Raw genomic sequence first — 20468 nt, forward strand, 5'->3', positions numbered from 1 at the left:
AGAGGTCCTTCCGGCTCGCATACTGAATTTCATGAACGAAGACGACAGCGCCCGAAGAGAATTCGTCTTCGGGCTGTTCCTGACGACCATCGTCACGCCGCTCCTCGCGGGCCTCACCACCTTCGCCGCCATCCTCGGCGGACTCACCCTCTACCAGGCCGCCGCCCGCCTCCTCGCCGCCCGCGGCGCCAAACCGGACCGGCCCACCTCACCGAACCCGGCCGGCCCCCGCCTCCGCCACACCAACCACCGCCACACCCGCCGCGCGCTGTCCACCCGCCGCCCGGGCGGCGTCCTGCACTGAAGCGTCAGTGTTCCGCACTGGCCCATTATCCGAGGATGACGAACACTCCCCATCCTCGACGGTGAGCCTCCTGGACTTGTCGCCCCCAGTTCTGCAACAGGGTCACGCACAGATCGACGTTGTCGAACCAGTTGACCGAACGGTTCGTCCAATTTCATGATCCAGCGGAATCGCCCAGAACACCTCCCAGATCCCGTCGATCCCGCGCGATTCAAGGTCTCGGCCAGCCGATCCCACTGCGCGATGGCCGGAGTATCGGCCTGGCGAGCTGGGGGAAGCCGCTGGTTGAACCAGCTGCGGGGCTGCCTCGTATGTGTTGGTGGGACGGCAAGAGGGGTTGATTCATCAACCTGCTTCATCGAGCGGAGTGGGGACTCATGACCACCAACGTCACCGACAAGCACAACGATTCGGCCGTGAACACCGATTCCGGAGCGGTCGATATCGGGCTGCTGGTGCTGCGGCTGGTGTTCGGTGGGTTGTTGTTCGTGCACGGGAGCCAGAAGCTGTTCGGGTGGTTCAACGGCGCGGGGTGGGACCGCACCGCGACGGGATTCGAGAAGCTCGGATATCACCCTGGGCGGGTATTCGGCACGCTGGCCGGGCTGTGTGAATTGACCGGCGGCACGCTGCTGGTTCTCGGATTGCTCACGCCGCTCGGCGCGGCCATTGTCATCGGCAGCATGATCAATGCGATGAACGTGACCTGGCATCACGGGCTGATGGGATACGAGAGCGCGCTGCTGTTCGCCACTGCGGCATTGACGATCGCGATCGCGGGACCGGGCCGAATATCCCTCGATCACAACCGGCCGTGGGCACGGCGCGGCGTCCGGTGGGGTGCCGCCGCACTCTGCCTCGGCGTGGTGGCCGCGGTGATCACCCTGGTCATCAAGTGGTCGACATAGGTGCCGACTTCCACCGTACGCAGAGCCGCCGACAGGTCCGGGGCGTCTTGCCTCAGGCGCCGAATCCGTGGGCGGCCAGTTCGGATTTCACCACCGAGTAGGCGATGGATTGGCTGAAACCGCGTCGGGCCAGGAGACCGACCAGGCGGGAGACGGCCTTGTCCCGGGCCAGGCCCTGGGGCAGGGTGCGCAACTTGGCACGGACCAGTTCCGCGGCGCGCGTCTGCTCGTCATCGTCCGCGCCGGGCTCCGGCGACTCGTCCACGGATTCGACGGGTCCACGCTCGAAGCTGTGGGAGGCGAGCTCCGCCGTCACCACCTGGTAGGCGGTGGCGGAGTTGTAGCCGCGTCTGGCCAGCATGCCGACCAGGCGACGGACGGCCGTCTCGCGGTCGAGCGCTGGAGACAGGGTGCGCAGCTTCGCGCGGACCAGCTCGGCCGCGGCATCCGCGTCAGCCGACGGGGATTCGCGGCGCGACGTGGAAGGGTTCGAGCCATCGGCCGGATCCGAGGCGCCGGCCGGATCCGGGTTGCCTGAACTCGCTGGGGTTTCGGCCGCCGCATGGCGCTGAGATGCCGGGAGTTCCGCCGTCACGACCGCGTAAGCGGTGCCGGGGTTGTAGCCGCGCCGGGCCAGCATGGAGACGAGGCGGCGAACGGCCTTGTCGCGGTCCAGATCCGCAGAGAGCGCGGGCAGCTTGCGGCGAACCAGTTCGACGGCACGGGCCGTCTCGTCCTCGGCCGTCACCGACTCGAGCGCAGGATCGGCATGCTCGGGGGCAATGCCCTTGCGGCGCAACTCCTCCGCGAGCACCTTCTTCCCCTTGCCGGAATAGGTGTGCCGCGAGCGCACCCACTGCTGCGCGAACGCCGCATCATCGATGAGCCCGACCTCGGTCAGCCGATCCAGCACCCGCTTCGCCACCGCGGCACTGAACCCCCGCTCCGCCAACCGATCCGCCAACTCGGCCCGGCTCCGAGCCCGATCGGTCAGCAACCGCAGACAAGCATCCTTCGCCTGCGCCTCTGTCCCTCCCCCGACACCACCGGACCCCGCCGACTCCCCGCCGGATTCGGAACGCCTGCGCCGCCGCCCACCCCGCCCAGAGTCCGCCCGATCGCCCGAGACATCCGAACCGGCATCGACCCAAGACCCGCGACCGTCTTTGTCCCGGTCCCCCGGCTCGTCCCAATCGGTCTGGCCCCTGCCCGTCTGCTCGCCCCAACCGGTCTCACCCCGGCCCGTCTGCTCGCCCCAACCGATCTCACCCCGACCCGTCTGCTCGCCCCAACCGATCTCGCCCCGACCCGTCTGCTCGCCCCAACCGATCTCGCCCCGACCCGTCTGCTCACCCCAACCGATCTCGCCCCGGCCCCTCGACTCGCCCCTGCCCGTCGACTCGTTCTGGTCCGCCGACTCGTCCCAGCGGCGCCGTCCGGCCCGGCGAGCGGGCCGATCCGATTGCGCGCCACGGTGTTCCGATAAATCCGCTGCACGATCCGCGCCGCGTTCCCGGCTCCCCCGCCCCAAGTGCTCATCCCGCCCACCCGGCTCGTCACCGACACCCGCGGACGCCCTCTCCCCCGAGGCCGAACCGGACACGCGAGCGCCCCGACGACCACGCTTCGCCGCGCCCGCCTTACCCTCCGCCGCCTTCGCAGCCACCACCGCATTCGCCTCGGCCAGCGCCGCCCGCGCCGCAGCCAGCCTGTCCCCCGGAGCAGCCCCGGCCGAAGTCTGTGCCGCCCTACCGGAAACCCCGTCTACAGCCGCGGACGCGCTGGCACCCGCCTCACGTCGACCCGACTCCGGGGCGGTGTCGAGACTCTCGAGTCGAGTCTCGTGATGGACCACCCGGCCGATATGTTCGGCATCAGCGTCCGCTGTGCGCCAGGTGGAGCGTTCGTCCGGCGAATTGTCTTCGGGGACAGGGTGGTAGGCGGTGGGGCCGTGGTTCCAGGTGCCCACGCCGGAGGTGTAGGGGTCGGCGGGGCCGAAGAGGTCGTGGCCGGGCTCAGGGGCTCGGGGCCTGGGAGCGATGCGGCGGCCCGGGTTGCGGGCGGCAGTGGACTCCAGTTGGCGGCGGAGGCGTTCCACCGCTTCCAGGCGAGCGGGCCCCGGCGGATCCGGCCGGGGCCCTTCGGGTTCCCGAGGGGTCATGGATCAGAAGTCGGCGGGAGCCTCGTCGGCGGTGACGTCCGCGCCGATGCCGAGCTTCTCCTTGATCTTCTTCTCGATCTCGTCGCGGACATCGGTGTTCTCGAGAAGGAACTTGCGGGCGTTCTCCTTGCCCTGGCCGAGCTGGTCGCCCTCGTAGGTGTACCAGGAGCCGGACTTGCGGATGAAGCCCTGATCGACACCCATGTCGATGATCGAGCCCTCCTTGGAGATGCCGACACCGTAGAGGATGTCGAACTCGGCCTGCTTGAACGGCGGCGAGACCTTGTTCTTGACGACCTTCACGCGGGTGCGGTTACCGACCGCGTCCGAACCGTCCTTGAGGGTCTCGATGCGGCGGACGTCCAGACGCACCGAGGCGTAGAACTTCAGCGCCTTACCACCGGTGGTGGTCTCCGGCGAGCCGAACATGACACCGATCTTCTCGCGCAGCTGGTTGATGAAGATGGCGGTGGTGCCCGAGTTGTTCAGGGCGCTGGTCATCTTGCGGAGCGCCTGGCTCATCAGGCGGGCCTGCAGACCGACGTGGCTGTCACCCATCTCACCCTCGATCTCGGCGCGCGGCACCAGGGCGGCGACGGAGTCGATGACGATGATGTCGATGGCGCCGGAACGCACCAGCATGTCGGCGATTTCGAGGGCCTGCTCACCGGTGTCCGGCTGCGAGACCAGGAGCGCGTCGGTGTCGACGCCCAGCTTGCGGGCGTAGTCGGGATCCAGCGCGTGCTCGGCGTCGATGAAGGCGGCGACACCGCCGGCGGCCTGCGCATTGGCGACCGCGTGCAGGGCGACGGTGGTCTTACCCGAGGATTCCGGACCGTAGATCTCGACGATGCGGCCGCGCGGCAGCCCACCCAGCCCCAGTGCCACGTCCAGCGCGATGGAGCCGGTGGGGATCACCGAGATCGGCTGGCGCGCCTCTTCACCCAGGCGCATGACCGCGCCCTTGCCGAAGCTCTTCTCCACCTGCGCGAGCGCGAGCTCGAGCGCCTTGTCACGATCGAAAGCCTGTGGTGCCATCGTCTGATCCCCTTCTCAACGGGTGTGTCTCATGCTGTGGTTGGCGCCCACGTTAGAGGGCGGCACCGACAAGTTCCGACGACGAGCTTAGACGAACAGGTGTTCGATGCAAGCGACGCGCTGAGCGACACGCAAAGCACCTGGCGGCAAACGGTCCGCAAGCGGCCCGCGCTCAGAGCTGAACCGCGAGTTTGCGCGCGTCGACCAGCGTCTGCGACTGCTTGAACACCCGCAGCGCGGACGCCACCTCGATATCCCTGATGCCGGGCAACACCCCCAGCCGTTCGGTGACATAGCGGTAGAGATGGGCATTGTCCCGGCAGACCACCGACGCGGTCAGGTTGGCCGGGCCGGTGATCGCCGCCAGATACGCGACCTCCGGATGCCCGGACACCGCCGTGCCCACCTCCTCCAGACGCGCCGGATCCACCCTCATCCACAGCACCGCACGGCAGGTGTAGCCCATGAGCTCCAGGGCGAAGTCGAGGTCGTAGTAGAGCACCCCGGACTCGACGAGTTCGGTCATCCGCCGCGCCACCCGGGTGGCGCTCCAGCCGGTGACCGCCGCCAGCCGGGCATAGGGCGCGCGCCCGTCCCGGGCCAGGATGGCGATCATCGCCTCGTCCTCGCGGGACAACGTGACCGGCGCCTCCGGACCGACCGGCTCCCACATGGGCGGCCGCGGGCCCAGCTCGCGCAACTGCTCGGCGGTGAGAAGCCGGCCGTAGCGCGGCCACTCCTCGGCGAACGGAAACTGCCGCAGGACCTCGCACACCGTCAGCCCGAGGACCGAGCTGGCGCGCGGAATGACCCGCAGCAGCAGTTCGTCACGTCGTTCGAGCGACCGGGTGCGGCCCGCGCACATGATCTCGAAGCCACTGGTCAGCAGCGAGACCCAGCTCAATTCCGGGACGCGCGCGAGGGATTCGGCCAGGGCCACGGCCTTGGCCGGAGTCGAGGTGATGCGCACGATCCAGCGGGGCTGCCCGAGCGGCACCGTATTCACCTGTCCCGCAACGTGAATCATGCCGCGCGCCTTCATCGACCGGTACCGGCGTGCCACCGTCTGCTCGGACACGCCGAGGATCGCGCCCAGCCGTGCGAACGGGATACGCGCGTCGATGACCAGCCCGTGCACGATCTGTTTGTCCAGCACGGTCAGGACGGAGGAATCCTCCAGCTCCTCTTCCACCACAGGAGGAATCTAGCGCATTTTCGCTGGTGACTGGTCGGACATGAGCGACCATCCCATGCTTGGAGACGAAATCATTCGTTCTCTGGAGGTTCCCATGCGGAAGTGGCTACCCCTCTTCGCGGCCTGTCTGGGCACGCTCATGCTGCTCATCGACGTCACGATCGTGAATGTGGCGCTGCCCGACATCGCCACCGATCTCGGCACCGGCCTGTCCGGACTGCAGTGGGTCGTGGACGGATACGCGCTGGCCCTGGCCGCGCTACTGCTCATCCTCGGCTCGCTCGCCGACAAGGTCGGCGCGAAACCCACCTACCTCACCGGCCTGGTCCTGTTCGCGGCCGCCTCACTGGCCTGCGGTGTCGCGCAGTCCTCGGCGGTACTGGTGACGGCGCGCGCCGTACAGGGCGTCGGCGGCGCGGCCATGATGGCGACCACACTGTCGCTGCTGCACTCCACCTACACCGGCCGTGATCGCGGTATCGCGTTCGGCGCGTGGGGTGCGGTGTCGGGTGCAGCCGCGGGTGTCGGCGTCGTGCTCGGCGGTGTGCTCACCGATCTGCTGTCATGGCGGTGGATCTTCTTCGTGAACCTGCCGATCGCGGCGGTGACGATCATCTTGTCCGCCACAGTTTTCGGACCGTCGCCGCGACGCGCGGAGCGACGGCTGGATCTGCCCGGCATGCTCGCGTTCGCGGTGGCGGCCACCGCGGTCACCTACGGGATCATCCGGGCCGGCGAGCACGGCTGGGGTGACGGTCGCGCCATCGCGACGATCATCACCGGGGCGCTGGCGGCGGTCGCCTTCGCAGTGATCGAGAACCGCAGTACCGCACCCATGTTGCCGCTGTCGCTGTTGCGCAGCACGGGATTCGCGGCCACCCTGCTGGCCGCCGCCGGACTCAGTGCCGCCGCGTTCGCGGCGAATCCTCTACTCTCGTTGTGGTTGCAGCAGCAACTGCGGTTGTCGCCGTTGCAGGCGGGCCTGTCGATGCTGCCGATGGCGGTCACCGCGTTCCTGGTGGCGGGCCTGTTCGGCAGCCTGCTGCAGGATCTGGCCCCGAAGTGGTCGATCGGCGGCGGCCTGGTCCTGCTGGGCGTGGGCAGCGGCCTGCTGACCCTGATCGCCGCCGACTCCGGCTGGGCGGCAATGATTCCGGGCTTCGTCGTGATCGGCATCGGGGTGGGCATGGCGGCTCCGACGCTGACGGCGGTCGGCATGGCGGCGGTGCCGCCGCAGCAGAGCGGCACCGCCGCGGGCACCATCAATACCGCCCGCCAGCTGGGCCTGGCCCTGGGTGTCGCGGTGCTGGGCACGGTGTTCCGCAGCGCGGCGGGCGACGGCCGCTCGACCGCACAGCATTTCGTGACGGGACTCGATACCGCGGTCGGTGTGGCCGGTGCGGTGGGAGTCGTCGCGGGTGTCGTCTCCTTCGCGCTGTATCGGGCGAGCGAGCGCGTCCCCGTTCCCGAACCGGCCCCCGCGCTCGTCGGCTGAGGACAGCATCAGAAACCGATCGGGATGCTCCTGAGAGGCGAAATACATTCGGCGCGGGCTATTTTCGAAAGATCACGCTCGCCGCCGAATTACAGTGGACCGCACCGGCGCACAATGCGATCCGCCCCGTTTTCTCGCGACCCACCGTTCTCGTGCAGAAAGCCGCGGTGAACTCATCATGTCGCCACTCTCTCGCCGCGATACCCGGCTCTGGGCGCCGACAAGATCAGGGAGCTCGCACCGAGGATTATTCACCGCGGTGAGAGCTCCCTGATCGTGAAATCAACGGAGCGGGAACCCCTCGGAGTCGCCCTCCGCGCGAGAGCCGAAGATGCGGCGCTCGTTCTCGGCGATGGGGACGTCGTTGATACTGGCTTCGCGGCGGGACATGCGGCCGTCGGGCGCGAATTCCCACAGCTCGTTGCCGTAGCTGCGGTGCCATTGGCCATTGTCGTCGTGCCATTCGTACTGGAACCGCACGGCGATGCGGTTCTCGGTGAAGGACCACAGGTCCTTGCGGAGGGCGTAACCGTTCTCCTTGGCCCATTTCCGCTTCAGGAAGTCGATGATCTCGGCGCGACCGGTGAGGAACTCATCGCGATTGCGCCAGACGGAATCCTCGGTGTACGCCTGCGCGACCGTCTCGGGATCGCGGGTGTTCCAGGCGTTTTCGGCAGCTCGCACCTTGAGCCGGGCCGATTCGAGGTCGAAGGGTGGCAGTGGGGGACGCATGGGTCGGACCTTTCCGGTTGGGTGGGTCAGGGGTTGGCCGGGGACAGTTCGGGGGCGCTCCAGCGCAGCGGGGTGGCTCCCGAGATCTCGACGACCCCGGTGATCGTGAAGTCGACGGCGCATTGCGCCCCGACGGTGAAAACGCTCTCGTCCCAAGTGATCTCGGCGGTGCCGGTGAGCTGCAAGGTGGTGCCGGTGCGCCAATCGGGAACGAGCAGGCCGCAGCGGGGATCCGCGGCGATATTGCCGAGGGTCATGAACATGGAGTTGCCGCGGTAGTCGGGCCAGCGTAGGCGGGTCGAGGAAAGCACCTGCAGGAAGCCGGGATTGCCGCCGCGATGGGAGGCGTCGGCGTTGCCGTCGGGATCGGCGGAGGCGATGAAGAAGGCGTCGGCGCGGGAAATCAACTGCCGCTGCTCGTCATCGAGCATGGTGGCGCGGCGGACCACCGGGTTCGTGCCGGTCACCCATCGCTCGATACCGCGGCGCGAGATGTATTTCGGGCAGTTCGAATACACCTGTTCGGTGTCGATGCGCAGCCCGGTGGCGGTGGGCGCGATCATTCCGTTCACCCGCATCCGACGGCGCAGCTGCGGCTGCACCGCGATCATCCCGACATGCCGTGTGCGCCGCAGCGATTCGGCCAGTGGATCACCCGCGACCGGCAGCGCCTCGACTTCGATGGCGCGAGCCCCCGAAGCATGCACGAACCCCGGCGGTCCCGCCAGCTGGCCGGCCCACATCCGCCCGTCATCGTCGGCCGCGCCCACCACGATCATGGGCTGCTCGGCCAGAAACTGCGCCGCGGCGGCAGGAATGTCGGCTCGAATCATCCGCCCGACCCGCTGGGCGATGTCGGCCTGCCCCATGCGCCCCTGGACGGCCAGCTCTCCGGGGTGATAGGTCACCCCGCCGGTCAGTTCGTTCATAGCCGCACCGGATCTCTCAGAAGAAGCCGCAGGTGGGCGCGGCGCCGGAGGGCGCAGGGGCGTGATCCGCGCCGGAGGGCGCGTAGATCTCGAGGCGGATGCCGTCCGGATCGATGAAGAAGATGCCGCCAGAGGAGGCGCCCTCGCCGTGGGCGACCACACCGTCGTGGGCGAAGGCGACATCCAGCGCCTTCAGGGCGGATTCCACCTCCCGGACCTGGTCGATGGTGTCCACCTGGAACGAGAGGTGATGCAGGCCGGGAGTTTTCGCGGAGAACTCGCCGTCGCTCTGCTGCCACAGCGTGACCTGGAGTTTGCCGTCGCGGCCGAGGAAGGCGAAGCGCTGGGCGCCCTCGCCGCCGGCGCCGAGCTGTTCGAAGCCGAGTGCGCGGCGGTAGAAGTCCACCGAACGGTCGAGGTCGGTGACATTGAGGCCTATGTGCCCGGTGGCGAGAACAGGTGCGGTCATGAGAACCCCTTCGGAAGATTTAACCATCTTAGCCTGTTTTACAGGTTAGAAACTAGCGGCTGAGCACTGCCGTCGTCAACCCATATAGTTGTTTTTACTGGTTAGAAAGGAGTCGTGAGGCCGATGGGCACGGCGCGGCGGTTACCCTCAGGCGTGCCAGAACCACGCCCCCACCTCGGTGAACCGCTCGCCCTGGACCTGCTCAACACCCGCTGGATCGCGGCGACGGGACCCCAGGACCTGCTCACCGAGGTGTCCGGACTGCGGGAGTGGCTGGCCGACAACAACCTCGATCTCCCTGCCGACGAGGCGACCCTGCACGCGCTCGTGACAGCCCGGGAGGCGATCCTGCGCGCGGTCCGCGGCGAGACCGCCGACGACCTCAATGCCGTCCTGGCGCACGGCCGCATCCGCCGCGCCCTCACCCCGGAGGGCCCGGCCGCGCTCCCCGAGGTCGCCGATCCGGCCTGGCTACCCGGCTGGCTCGCCGCCGACAACCTGCTACATCTGCTGGCGAGCACCCCGGATCGCGTCAGACAGTGCGCGCACCCGCAGTGCGTCCTGTATTTCCTGGACACCTCGAAGAACGGCACTCGCCGCTGGCATTCCATGGCGGCCTGCGGCAATCGTGCCAAGGCCACCCGGCACTACGCGAAGAAGACCCAGGCGGAGTAGAAGAACCCGCTGCGGCTCAGCACAATTCGCCGAGCCGGCGAGAGCGGACGGACCCGGTCACCACCGGGACTTCGGTACATCGAACTCCGCGCACAGGGCCCGCCACACGTCGCGGGGATCCACACCGGCCTCGATGGCCTGGGCGCCCGTCCGTCCCATGGACGGGAGGACATGGTCGGTCAGCAGCACGTCTCCCCGCGCCGTACCGAACTCGGTATGCAACAGCTCCTGGAACTCCGTCAACCGCACGGCCGCGAGCCTACGCCACCGTCCCGCACCCGGCCCACATTCCAGCTGTGACCGGGCACTCCGGTACCTCCGGGTGGCAGACCACCGAAGGTCAGACGGCGGGCGAGGATTCGACGGCGGCGTGACAGATCGCGACGGGGTCGGAGACCACGCCGATGCCGGCGGCGGCCGAGCGAGCCGCGACGGTGAAGGCGGGGTCGTCGAGGATGCGTTTGACGGCGTCCCGGACGGATTCGGGGGTGACGGGGCGGACCAGGATCGAACTACCGTGGCGGGCGGCACGATTGGCTAGTTCCCACTGGTCACCGCCACCGGGGACGGTGACCACCGGGACACCGGCGAGCAGGGACTTGGCGAGCAGGCCGTGGCCGCCGCCACCGATCACGACCGAGGCGTGACGCAGGATCTCGTCCTGGCGGCCCAAACCGGCTGTGGCCCAGGGCGGGAGGTCGGCGGGTGGGGTGTCGAGCATGGAGACGGCGACCCGGACCCCGGCGCCTTCGAGGGCCTCGAGGGCGATGTCGGCCAGGCCCGCCGTGCCGATCTGGGCGGTCGAGGGGGCGACCATGACCAGTGGTTCATCCCCGGGCGGCAGATCCAGGATGTGTTCGGTGGGCTCCCAGAGCAGCGGGCCGACCAGATGTGCGTTGTCCGGCCAGTCGGGGCGCGGTACCTCGAGGGCGGGCAGGGTGGCGACCAGGCGGGCGGTCGGGCCCGGATCCTCCGGCGGCAGGCCGATACTGACGCGGGCCTGCTCGCGTTGCAGTTCCCCGCGCCGGATGGCCCGCGACGTCAGCCCGCGCAGCACCGAATCCCGGGCGCGGCCGCGCATGCCCTCACCGGCGGCGAGCCCACTCCCGATGGGCGGCAAGCCCTTCGAGGGCAGGTACAGCGGGTGCGGTGACAGTTCCACCCACGGCAGGCGCAGCCGCTCCGCCGCCATCCCACCCCCGACGGTGAGCACGTCGGACACCACGAGTTCGGGCAGCATGGCGCTCAGGTCGGGCAGGATCTCGGTCGAAACGTGCGCGGCCCGTTGATGAATCCTGGCGCCGGCGTCATTGTCGTCGTCCTCGGCGCGGGGTGCGAGGCCCTTGAGCCGACGCACTCCGATCCCGGTCTCGCGCGCCACGTCGAACCAGCGCGGGCTGGTGAACAGCACCGGCTCGTCGCCGGCCGCCAGCAATCGCTCGCACAACGCAATCGCCGGAAACGCATGCCCGGGATCAGGCCCGGCCACCACCGCTACTCGCACGGCCCCAGCGTGCCACACGCCGATCCCCCGCCGCCCCGCGACTCCACGGGCTGAGAGCTCCCCGCCTCCCCGCCACTCCAGCGCACACCCTTGCTCAGCCTCCGAAGTGGTAGAGCTCGAAGGTCAGGGCGTGGGCACCGGGGATGCCTTCCTTCGGGCCGGCGGTCATTTCCAGGACGGCGCGGGCCTGGGTTTCGGCCGGTTCTGTACTCAGGGCCTCGAGGTAGCGGCGGTGAGCGGTGAGGGATTCGACGGCGATCTCGAAGCTGTCGGTGACGTCGAGACCGTGGCTGCCGTCCGCGACGCCGTACACGGCGGCCCAGCGCGGCGACCAGATCGGCAGTTCGGCGATATCCGGGTGGATCCATTGGTTGCCCGCGTCGGATACGGCGTCCAGGGCGGCGCGGCCGACGGCACGGTGGTCGGCGGAGTTGACGTAGCCGCGGGCCCAGGTGTCGCCGAAGTTGAACAGCACCACCATGTCCGGGCGGTGGCGTCGGATGGCGGCGGCCAGGTCGCGACGCAGGGCCAGGGATTCCTCGATGCGCCCGTCCGGATGCCCGAGGAACTCCACCTCGCTGACACCGACGATCTTGGCCGAGGCCCGCTCCTCTTCCTCCCGCAGCGGCCCGCACGCGGCCGGCGGTAGCCCCGCGATACCCGCCTCGCCACTGGTGACCAGCACGTAGCGAATGTCCTTACCCTGCCTGGTCCAGCGCGCGACCGCGGCGGCCGCACCGTATTCGATGTCATCGGGATGCGCGGCGATGACGATCCCGCGCTGCCAGTCCTCGGGAAGCTGCTCCATGTCTTGATTGAACACGAGCCGACGCGGCCCACGCGGACCGACGCCAACTTCGCACCCTTCCCGGCGCGCCGGGACGTCACAGCATGGTGAGCACCCCTTCGAATGCCGCCTCCGCCGCCCCGAGCAGCTTGAGATCCGGTCCCAGGCGGGACTTTTCGATGCGGACCCCGCCGAAGGCGCGGCTGACCATGCTGCGGCGGTGCACCTGATCGCGGACGCGGGCGATGGCCGGTTCGGGTAGCGCGGTGAACAGATCTCCGAGCACCACCAGTTCGGGGCCGAGGATATTGACGACGTTGACCAGACCGAGGGTCATCCAGTCCAGATAGCCGTCGAGGCGAGTCTCCCAATCCTCTTGCAGCTCACGCAGTTCCGCGACGATCGCGCCGCGCGGACCGTGCTCGGGCATGCCCAGGGCCCGGCACAGCGCGGCCTCCCCCACCTCGGTCTCCCAGCAGCCTTCGTTGCCGCAGTAGCACTTTCGCCCGCCGGGCCGCACGGTCATGTGGCCGATTTCACCGAGATAGCCCGCGGATCCGCGCAACAGCGCGCGCTGCGCGATGAGCCCGCCCCCGACCCCGATATCGGCGGAGACGAAGACCGCGTCGGCGGCCGCACGACCGGCACCCCGGACATGCTCTGCGAGAGCACCGAATTCGGCATCGTTGCCCACGGTGACGGGCACGTCGAGCACGGCGTGCAGCCGCTGTCCCAGCGCCACCTCACCCCAGCGCAGGTTGGCGGCATTGTGGACCAGGCCATCCGCGCGCCGCACCACACCCGGCACGCAGACGCCCGCCGCCACCGGCCGCAGCCCCAGATCCTCCGCGAGCATGGCCGCCGATTCCGCGACATGGGTGATCACCTCGTCCGGTTCCCGTTGCCGCCCACGCAGATTCCAGCTGTTGCGCCCCATGACCTGGCCGCCGAAGCCGACAAGCGCGATCCCCACGTGCTCGACCTGCACGTCCACCGCCAGCACCACCGCCGCCTGCGGTTGGGGCAGCACCAGCAGGGAGGGCCGTCCGGCGCCGCGCGCCAACCGCGGCACCTTCTCCTCCACCACCCCGTCCTCGGCGAGCCCGTCGACGAGCATCTTGATGGTGGACCGATTGAGCCCGAGCTCGACCGCCAGCGCCGCCCGGGTGGCGGGGCCTCCGATATGTAGCAGCCGCAGGAGGCTCGACCGGTTGAACCGGCGCACCTCGTCGGGTCGGGCGACGGTCATGGACTCGGTAATACCATTGTGCGGCTCAACGACCCGTTATCGCCACGCGGCGTCTCGAGAGCGCGTCGACGGTCGCGGCGAGCAGCAGCACCAGCCCGGTCACGATGGACACCACCGCCGCGGGCTGCCGCAGCAGGCCCAGCCCGTTGGAGACCACGGCCAGCACCGCACCGCCGATCACCGCGTCGGCCACCCGGCCCCGGCCGCCGAACAGCGAGGTGCCGCCGATCACGGCCGCGCCGACCGCGAACAGCAGGGTGTTGAGCCCGCCCGCCTGCGGATCGACCGAGCCGACCTTCGAGGAGTAGACAATGGCGCCGACCGCCGCGCAGGCCGAGCAGATGACGAAAACGCTTGCCCGCAACTGGGTTACGTTGATGCCCGCGCGCCGGGCCGCCTCCATGTTCCCACCGACGGCGTAGATGTGACGACCATAGGTGGTGCGGGTCAGCACATAGGTCCCCGCGACCAGCAGCACCAGCACGATCGGAACCACATACGGCACACCGGAAATCACGATCAGCTTGCTCGGCGAACGATTCACGGTGAGCAGCGCCGTCACCACGATCGCGAACCCGCTCAGCGCCACCACCTTCGCGATCACCAGCGGCGCCGGCGAGGTGACCAGCCCGCGACGCCGGCGCCGCAGATGCCCGCCGAGCGTGACCGTCGCATAACCACCGGCCGCCACGACACAGAGCGCCCAGCTCCCCACGGTGGACAGGTTCCCGTTCGCCACGGCGTTGAGCACGTGCGACGAACTGATCCCCAACACCCCGCCCTCACCGATGAGCTGCAGGATCACGCCCTGCCACGCCAGGAACAAGGCCAGCGTCACCACGAACGACGGCATCCCGATCTTCGCGATCAGAAACCCGGTGATGCACCCGATGGCCGCGCCCACACACACCGCAAGCAGCATCTCGACCCACGGATTCGCTTGAAAGCCAACAATTGTCAGCACGATCCCCAGAACCGAGAACGCCACCCCGGGCCAGATCCGCAGCAGTCCCGCCAGGATCGCGGCCAGCACCAGCATGGCGTTGAACACGAAGAACACCGTGGATCCCATGCCGGTCAACAGGTTCCCGTTGTCCACGTAGTGCATGGCCAGCACCGCCCCCGCCACCCCGGACGCCGTGCCCGCCGACAGATCGATCTCCCCGATCAACAGCACGAACACGATCCCGATGGCGATGATGGTCTGCCCCGCCCCCTGCGCGAGCAGGTTCGCGATGTTGTTGAGCGAGAGGAACACATCCGACATCAGCGAGAACAGCACCACCAGCGCGACCAGGCCCAGGATCGCCGGCAGCGACCCGATCTCCCCGCCGCGCAGCCGGGCCACATAGTCACGCACGGCATCTCGCGTCGACCGGGTCGTGGTGTCGATCCCGAAGTCGGTGATGGCGGTACCCGGTTCGACCGGCGCCGATTCCGAAACATTGGTCATAGCAGTGGCTTCCTCACAGCACCGCGGCTTCCGGCCGCGCCAAGCCCAGATCTCCGGAACGCCCGGCGGTGATCAGCTCCACCACCTGACCGGTGGTGACATCCGCGGTCCGCACCTGCGCGGCCATCCGGCCCAAATACAGCACCGCGATCCGATCGGCGACCTCGAATACGTCGGCCAGGTTGTGGCTGATCAGCACCACCCCCAGTCCCTGTTCGGCCAGCCGCCGCACCAGATCCAGCACCTGCCGGGTCTGCGCCACCCCGAGTGCCGCGGTGGGTTCGTCCAGCAGCACCAGATTGCTGTTCCAGAGCACCGCTTTCGCGATCGCCACGGTCTGGCGTTGGCCGCCGGAAAGAGCTGCGACCGGGGTGCGCACCGATTTCACGGTGCGCACCCCCAACGAGGCCAGGGTGCGCCGCGCCGCCTCCTCCATGCTCGCCTCGTCCAGCAGCCACGGCTTGCCGCGCTCCCGGCCGAGGAACATATTGGCCACGATGTCGAGATTGTCGGCCAGGGCCAGGTCCTGGTAGACGACCTCGATGCCGAGCGCCGCCGCATCCTTGGCGCCACGCAGGTGCACGGGTTCGCCACGGAATCGCACCTCGCCGGAATCGGCGGCGTGGATTCCGGCAACACATTTCACCAGCGTGGATTTGCCCGCGCCATTGTCCCCGACGAGTGCGGTGACCTCTCCCGCCGGCACGGTGAGGTCCACGTCGTGCAGCACGTGCACCGGTCCGAAACTCTTGTTCAGTCCGGTTATCTGGAGCAGCGGCTCACTCATGTCTTTCGATCCTCAGGCGATGCCAAGTGCGGTGCAGGCCGACTTCACGTCGCCGGAGCAGACGTCCGTGGCCTTCACGAACCCCGAGTCCACCACCTGCTTGACCTCGGACTTGGTGATCAACTGCGGTTGCAGCAGCACCGATTTCACGTCCCGCTTGCCCTTCGGGTCCTGACTCACGCCCTGCGCCAGCGCATCCGCGGCGGCCTTGTCGCCCTTGGCGAGGGCCGCAGCGAGTTTCGCGGCGTTCTCGGCCTCGTCCCTGATGGGCTTGAACACGGTCATGTACTGATCGCCGCGCAGCACCGCCTTGAGCCCGTCCACGGTGGCGTCCTGACCGGTCACCGGCACCTTGCCGTTGAGGCCGTTCTTCTTCAGCACCGTGATCACCGCACCGGCCAGGCCGTCATTGGCCGCGACCACGCCGTCGACCTTGCCGCTGGCGCCGGTGAGGATCTGCTCGAAAGTGGTGCCGCCCTTCTGATTGTTCCAGTCGTCTATGGCCTGGCTGCGTACGAGTTTCAGGGCGCCCGAGTCGTACAGGGGCTGCAGCACCTGCTCCTGGCCCTGGTGGAACAGGGTGGCGTTGTTGTCGGTGGGCGCGCCCTCGATCTCGACGACCTGCGCGCCCGGCTTGTCCTTCAACGCGGTGGCCAGCCCCTGACCCTGCAGCGCGCCGACCTTCACATTGTCGAAAGAGACGTAGTAGTCGGAGGATCCGCCGAGGTTGAGGCGGTCGTAGTCGATGGTCGGAATGCCGGCCTGCTTGGCCTTGGCCGCGACCGCGCTACCCACCTCGCCGTTGATGGAGGCGATGAGCAGCACCTTCACACCCTTGGCGATCATGCCGTCAGCGAGGGTGGAGAACTTCTGGACGTCGCCCTGCGCGTTCTGCACGTCGGCGTCGAATCCGGCCTCGTTCAAGGCTTTCTGGAGCAGCGGCTTGTCGAAGGATTCCCAGCGGGCCGAGGTGGCGGTCTCGGGGAGGATGACCCCGACCGTGCCATTGGCGCCGCCGCCCGACGGCGCGTTCGAGGGGGAGGTCGTGCTGCTGGAATTGGATCCGCAGGCGGTGAGGGTGAGCAGGGCGGACAGTGCCAGCGCGGCGGCGGCGTAACCCCGTCGGCGTCCGGACTTCTTCGGCGGGAGCGCGCTTTTCGTCCTCATCAGGGTGACCTTTCACGCGGCGGTCACTGGGTTGCGACCGCACACACGGCATATGTTGTGGGCAACAACATATGCCGTGTGAGTCACTCATATGAGACGTTTCGCCAAATCGATGTGGCCCGGTTCAGGGCAGCAGGATGACCTTCCCACCCGCGTGCCCCTCGATCACGAATTCGTGCGCCGCGGCCACCTCGGACAGCGGGAACGTCTTGGCGATCGCGAGATCCAGCTTGCCCGTGGACAACAGCGGCAGTAACTCACGCCAAGCATTGCCGCGGATCTCGGTGCCCGGATCGGCCCCGGGGCCCTGGCCGAGCGCCTTGAAACCCTCCGCGGCCGCCCGATCGAAGGCCACGATGGTCGCGATCCGGCTCCGGTCGGCAACCAGTTCCAGCGAGACGTCGACCGCCTCATCGGTGGCCACCGTATCGAGCGCGGCGTCGATTCCCTTGGGTGCCAGCGCCTTGACGCGATCCGCGAGGCCCGGACCGTAGGCGACGGGCTCGACACCGTAGGCGCGCAACCGTTCGTGCCGGCTCGGCGAGGCCGTGCCGATCACCCGCGCACCCCGCGCCACCGCCAATTGCGCGGCCAGCGCGCCCACACTGCCCGCGGCGCCGTGGATCAGCACGGTGTCCTCCGAACCGACGCCGGTCGCGGCGAGTAGGTGCACCGCGGTCCCGCCGACGCTGAGCACGCCGGCCGCCTGCTTCCAATCCACATCGGCGGGCTTGGGCACGACCCGGGCGGCCTTCGCGGTGACGACGGTGGCATAGCCTCCGGCCACCGGCGCGATCACCTCGTCGCCGACCGAGATCGGCCCGGCCGGACCGACCGCGTCGGGACCGACCGCGGTGACCACACCGGCCACCTCCAGGCCGATCCGGATCGGCAGCTTGCCGGGATCCGTCCCGAACGCACCGCTGTAGAGCTTGTAGTCGAAGGGATTCACCCCGGCGGCCCGCACCGCGATGGTGACCTCCCCCGGCCCCGGCTCGGGCACCTCGACCTCGATCAGCGACAAGACTTCCGGTCCACCGTAGGCGGTGGCAACGACAGCAGTAGCCATGCTTGCGATTCTACGAAAAAGGGCCGCCCGCCCTCGTTACCGAGGGGCGGGCGGCCCGGAAGTCCGACCGCTCAGAACTTGCTCAACGGCGACTTGTCCTTGGACCCGGACACCGCCTTGTACAGCACGTACAGACCGAAAATGATGGCGCTCACCAGCAGGATCGGGAACAGTGCCTTGATCAGCCACCCGAGCACCGCGAAGGCGATCCACACGAGGACGACGACGCCGAGAATCTTCCAGAACATTCCTTGCCTCCCTAGTCTCCGAACCGCCGTCCGCGCGATCCGACACCATCCATAGTCTCCGAACCGCCGTCCGCGCGATCCGACACCATCCATACTGCGTCGGCCGCGCCATAAAATCACCAGGTCAGCACCGATATCCGGGACAGAATCAGGGTTCACCCCGAGGCCCCTACGGCCGAACCGGGTCAGGGATTCGCGCGGAAGCGCTGGTCGGCGAGGTCGGTCAGGGCCTGGGCCCAGCCGTCGAGGCGATCCGCCGCATCGCGCAGGCCGACCATGGCCCAGCCGAGATCGTCGGCGACGGCCGCACTCTCGGGGACGGCCAGCACCCGGGCCGCGGCGGCGACCATGCCCTCGTATTCGACGACGCCGCCGTCGAGACGGAGGGAAACAGCCTGGACATGCTCGCCCAGTGGCGAATTCGCGCCCAGCGCATCCACGGCCCGTTCCATGGCGACCACGTCCTGTGCCAGCGCGTGCAGGGCGGCGGCTCCGGAGGCGGCCGTTGCGAGGGTGTCCTCGAGATCGTCCTCGGGCAGGCGGCCCGTCCGCGCGATCTGCGAGTGCAATCCGTGCAGGGCCCGCTCGGCCCGGACCAATCGGGCGATCGACGCCCGCGCCGCGGACCGGATCGGCGGCAGCTTCCGAGGGACGAAGGCGGCCTGCGGCAGCGGTTCCCGCCGCATCTCCAGATACCGGCGAGCGGTCACCGCGGTACCGGTGACCAGCGCCACCGCGCCGCCACCCACCACGACCACCGCCCAGGCCGGGGCCGAAATCAGCACCAATCCAACGGTTCCGGCCGTCGTCAGCCCCGAAGCCGTACCCAGCCGGAAACTCCGGCGGCGCGCCCGGCGCCGCTTCCGCAGCTCACGCTCCCGTGGATCCGCCCACTTCCGGACGGCCACCAGCGCCTGCTCCCCCACGCCCCGCAAGGTGTCCGGCAGCCGCTGCGCCAACTCCTCGGGCTCGAACCCGGTGGGCGCCAGCACCTCCCGCACCGCCTCGGTGGCTCGTTCTCGTCGAGCCCGCTTCCTCCGGCCTCTTCCGGCCTCAGCTCCCGTGGCGCCCGCGAAGCGAGACTTCGAAGTGTCCGGCCGGCGGCCGAATTCCACTGTGCCGCCTCCCGTTCGACCGTAGGCGAAATTCGGGTGGGCCGTGCCGGCTTCGAAACCGGGCGGCGTGGTCCGCGGCGCGGGCGCCGGCGAATTCCGGTGCAGGTGAGACGGATTGCGCTCCGGCGCAGGGACAGTGCCCGCCGCCGGAGCGGAAGCCGTTCCGGGCCCGGCGGTTTCGGACTGCACGGCAGGCTGAGCGTTTACGGGCGGCGGAATCGGGGCGGCGAAACCCGGGATGGGATCAGGGGTTTTCGTGCGCGTACGGCGCAGAAAACGGGCAGGGGAGGTCGCGGGAGTGTTCTCGGCCCGCGATCTCCCCATCGTGTACTACCTTTCGCCCAGCAGTTACTGCTGGGCGGCCTGGCCCTTGTTGAAGTTGGGCTGGGCGGCCGGCTGGGCGGGCTGGCCCTGCTGGATCTGCGGCTGCGGCGCACCGCCGGCGGGGAGGGAGTCGCCGCGCATGGAGGCGCGGATCTGCTCGAGGCGGTTGTGGCCGGCCATCTGGACCGAGGCCTGCTGGACCTCCATCATGCGGCCCTGAACCGTGTTCTGGGCCAGCTCGGCGGCACCGAGGGCGTTGGCGTAGCGGCGCTCGATCTTCTCGCGGACCGCGTCCAGGCTCGGGGTGGTGCCGGGCGCCGACAGGGTGGAGTCCATCTGCTGCAGCGAGGCCGAAACCTGCTCCTGCATCTTGGCCTGCTCCAGCTGGGACAGCAGCTTGGTGCGCTCGGCGACCTTCTGCTGCAGCAGCATGGCGTTCTGCTCGACGGCCTTCTTGGCCTGGGCAGCGGCCTGCAACGACTGGTCGTGCAACACCTTCAGGTCCTCGACGGCCTGCTCTGCGGTGACCAGCTGCGCGGCGAAAGCCTCTGCGGCATTGGTGTACTGGATCGTCTTCTCGGTGTCGCCCGAGGCGTTGGCCTGGTCGGCAAGCAGAACCGCTTGGCGCGCATTGGCATTGAGCTTCTCGACCTCGTCCAGCTGGCGGTTCAGCTTCATCTCCAGCTGGCGCTGGTTGCCGATCACCGACGCGGCCTGCTGCGACAGGGCCTGATGCTGGCGCTGAGCTTCCTCGATGGCCTGCTGGATCTGGACCTTCGGATCCGCATGCTCTTCGATCTTCGAATCGAAGAGGGCCATCAGGTACTTCCAGGCCTTCACGAACGGATTAGCCATCGAT

Annotated in this window: 20 protein-coding genes and 1 pseudogene; 4 read left to right on the forward strand and 17 right to left on the reverse strand. The window is 68.8% G+C overall.

Going from position 1 to position 20468, the window contains the following annotated elements:
- Positions 1 to 31: 31 nt before the first annotated feature.
- The gene (locus ON33_RS15205) at positions 32 to 304 is read left to right on the forward strand and encodes a hypothetical protein (RefSeq protein ID WP_040859421.1); all 273 of its coding nucleotides are present in this window, start codon (positions 32 to 34) and stop codon (positions 302 to 304) included.
- A gap of 377 nt (positions 305 to 681) precedes the next feature.
- A complete protein-coding gene (locus ON33_RS15210; RefSeq protein ID WP_040859423.1) occupies positions 682 to 1212 on the forward strand; it encodes a DoxX family protein in 531 nt (176 codons plus the stop codon).
- A gap of 568 nt (positions 1213 to 1780) precedes the next feature.
- On the opposite strand, the pseudogene recX reads toward ON33_RS15210, so the two are convergent.
- From recX to ON33_RS15230, 3 genes and pseudogenes are all read right to left on the reverse strand, one after another.
- A pseudogene (recX, locus tag ON33_RS43340) lies at positions 1781 to 2278 on the reverse strand (recombination regulator RecX); the annotation flags it as partial.
- 1098 nt (positions 2279 to 3376) lie between these two features.
- Complete coding sequence (recA, locus tag ON33_RS15225) at positions 3377 to 4411, reverse strand: recombinase RecA (RefSeq protein WP_040859425.1); 1035 nt, start codon at positions 4409 to 4411, stop codon at positions 3377 to 3379.
- Between the two features lie 172 nt (positions 4412 to 4583).
- On the reverse strand, positions 4584 to 5606 hold the full coding sequence (locus tag ON33_RS15230) for an Lrp/AsnC family transcriptional regulator (protein WP_051152231.1): 1023 nt from the start codon (positions 5604 to 5606) through the stop codon (positions 4584 to 4586).
- Positions 5607 to 5700: 94 nt separating this feature from the next.
- On the opposite strand from ON33_RS15230, the gene ON33_RS15235 reads away from it, so the two are divergent.
- Positions 5701 to 7101, forward strand: a complete 1401-nt coding sequence (locus ON33_RS15235; protein ID WP_040859426.1) for an MFS transporter — start codon at positions 5701 to 5703, stop codon at positions 7099 to 7101.
- Positions 7102 to 7383: 282 nt separating this feature from the next.
- On the opposite strand, the gene ON33_RS15240 is transcribed toward ON33_RS15235, so the two are convergent.
- The 3 genes from ON33_RS15240 to ON33_RS15250 are packed head-to-tail and all read right to left on the reverse strand — an operon-like array spanning position 7384 to position 9231.
- Positions 7384 to 7833: a nuclear transport factor 2 family protein gene (locus tag ON33_RS15240; protein WP_040859428.1), complete on the reverse strand. Its 450-nt coding sequence runs from the start codon at positions 7831 to 7833 to the stop codon at positions 7384 to 7386.
- Positions 7834 to 7859: 26 nt separating this feature from the next.
- On the reverse strand, positions 7860 to 8741 hold the full coding sequence (locus ON33_RS15245) for a pyridoxamine 5'-phosphate oxidase family protein (RefSeq protein WP_040859858.1): 882 nt from the start codon (positions 8739 to 8741) through the stop codon (positions 7860 to 7862).
- Positions 8742 to 8778: 37 nt separating this feature from the next.
- A complete protein-coding gene (locus ON33_RS15250; protein ID WP_040859430.1) occupies positions 8779 to 9231 on the reverse strand; it encodes a VOC family protein in 453 nt (150 codons plus the stop codon).
- A gap of 153 nt (positions 9232 to 9384) precedes the next feature.
- Between ON33_RS15250 and ON33_RS15255 the strand changes: the two genes are divergently transcribed.
- Entirely contained in the window at positions 9385 to 9906 is a 522-nt protein-coding gene (locus ON33_RS15255) for a CGNR zinc finger domain-containing protein (RefSeq protein ID WP_040859432.1), read from the forward strand.
- Positions 9907 to 9963: 57 nt separating this feature from the next.
- On the opposite strand, the gene ON33_RS15260 is transcribed toward ON33_RS15255, so the two are convergent.
- From ON33_RS15260 to ON33_RS15310, 11 genes are all read right to left on the reverse strand, one after another.
- Positions 9964 to 10155 carry a DUF3046 domain-containing protein gene (locus ON33_RS15260; protein ID WP_040859434.1) on the reverse strand — a complete coding sequence of 64 codons (192 nt, stop codon included), beginning with the start codon at positions 10153 to 10155 and terminating at the stop codon, positions 9964 to 9966.
- 91 nt (positions 10156 to 10246) lie between these two features.
- Complete coding sequence (locus ON33_RS15265; RefSeq protein WP_040859436.1) at positions 10247 to 11410, reverse strand: glycosyltransferase; 1164 nt, start codon at positions 11408 to 11410, stop codon at positions 10247 to 10249.
- Positions 11411 to 11504: 94 nt separating this feature from the next.
- Positions 11505 to 12218, reverse strand: coding sequence for a PIG-L deacetylase family protein (locus ON33_RS15270; protein ID WP_040859859.1), 714 nt, complete (start codon positions 12216 to 12218; stop codon positions 11505 to 11507).
- A gap of 76 nt (positions 12219 to 12294) precedes the next feature.
- Positions 12295 to 13446, reverse strand: a complete 1152-nt coding sequence (locus ON33_RS15275; protein ID WP_085996760.1) for an ROK family transcriptional regulator — start codon at positions 13444 to 13446, stop codon at positions 12295 to 12297.
- Positions 13447 to 13471: 25 nt separating this feature from the next.
- Entirely contained in the window at positions 13472 to 14899 is a 1428-nt protein-coding gene (locus ON33_RS15280) for a sugar ABC transporter permease (protein WP_040859438.1), read from the reverse strand.
- A 13-nt stretch (positions 14900 to 14912) separates the two neighbouring features.
- Positions 14913 to 15686, reverse strand: a complete 774-nt coding sequence (locus tag ON33_RS15285) for an ATP-binding cassette domain-containing protein (protein WP_040859440.1) — start codon at positions 15684 to 15686, stop codon at positions 14913 to 14915.
- 12 nt (positions 15687 to 15698) lie between these two features.
- Entirely contained in the window at positions 15699 to 16853 is a 1155-nt protein-coding gene (locus ON33_RS15290; RefSeq protein WP_051152235.1) for a sugar ABC transporter substrate-binding protein, read from the reverse strand.
- 124 nt (positions 16854 to 16977) lie between these two features.
- Positions 16978 to 17922 carry an NADP-dependent oxidoreductase gene (locus ON33_RS15295; RefSeq protein ID WP_040859442.1) on the reverse strand — a complete coding sequence of 315 codons (945 nt, stop codon included), beginning with the start codon at positions 17920 to 17922 and terminating at the stop codon, positions 16978 to 16980.
- Between the two features lie 71 nt (positions 17923 to 17993).
- The gene (locus ON33_RS42270) at positions 17994 to 18170 is read right to left on the reverse strand and encodes a hypothetical protein (RefSeq protein ID WP_040859444.1); all 177 of its coding nucleotides are present in this window, start codon (positions 18168 to 18170) and stop codon (positions 17994 to 17996) included.
- 185 nt (positions 18171 to 18355) lie between these two features.
- Complete coding sequence (gene pspM / locus ON33_RS15305; protein WP_051152236.1) at positions 18356 to 19171, reverse strand: phage shock envelope stress response protein PspM; 816 nt, start codon at positions 19169 to 19171, stop codon at positions 18356 to 18358.
- Positions 19172 to 19633: 462 nt separating this feature from the next.
- On the reverse strand, positions 19634 to 20464 hold the full coding sequence (locus tag ON33_RS15310) for a PspA/IM30 family protein (RefSeq protein ID WP_040859446.1): 831 nt from the start codon (positions 20462 to 20464) through the stop codon (positions 19634 to 19636).
- Positions 20465 to 20468: the final 4 nt, after the last annotated feature.

The organism is Nocardia niigatensis NBRC 100131 (assembly GCF_000308655.1).
Taxonomy (GTDB): domain Bacteria; phylum Actinomycetota; class Actinomycetes; order Mycobacteriales; family Mycobacteriaceae; genus Nocardia; species Nocardia niigatensis.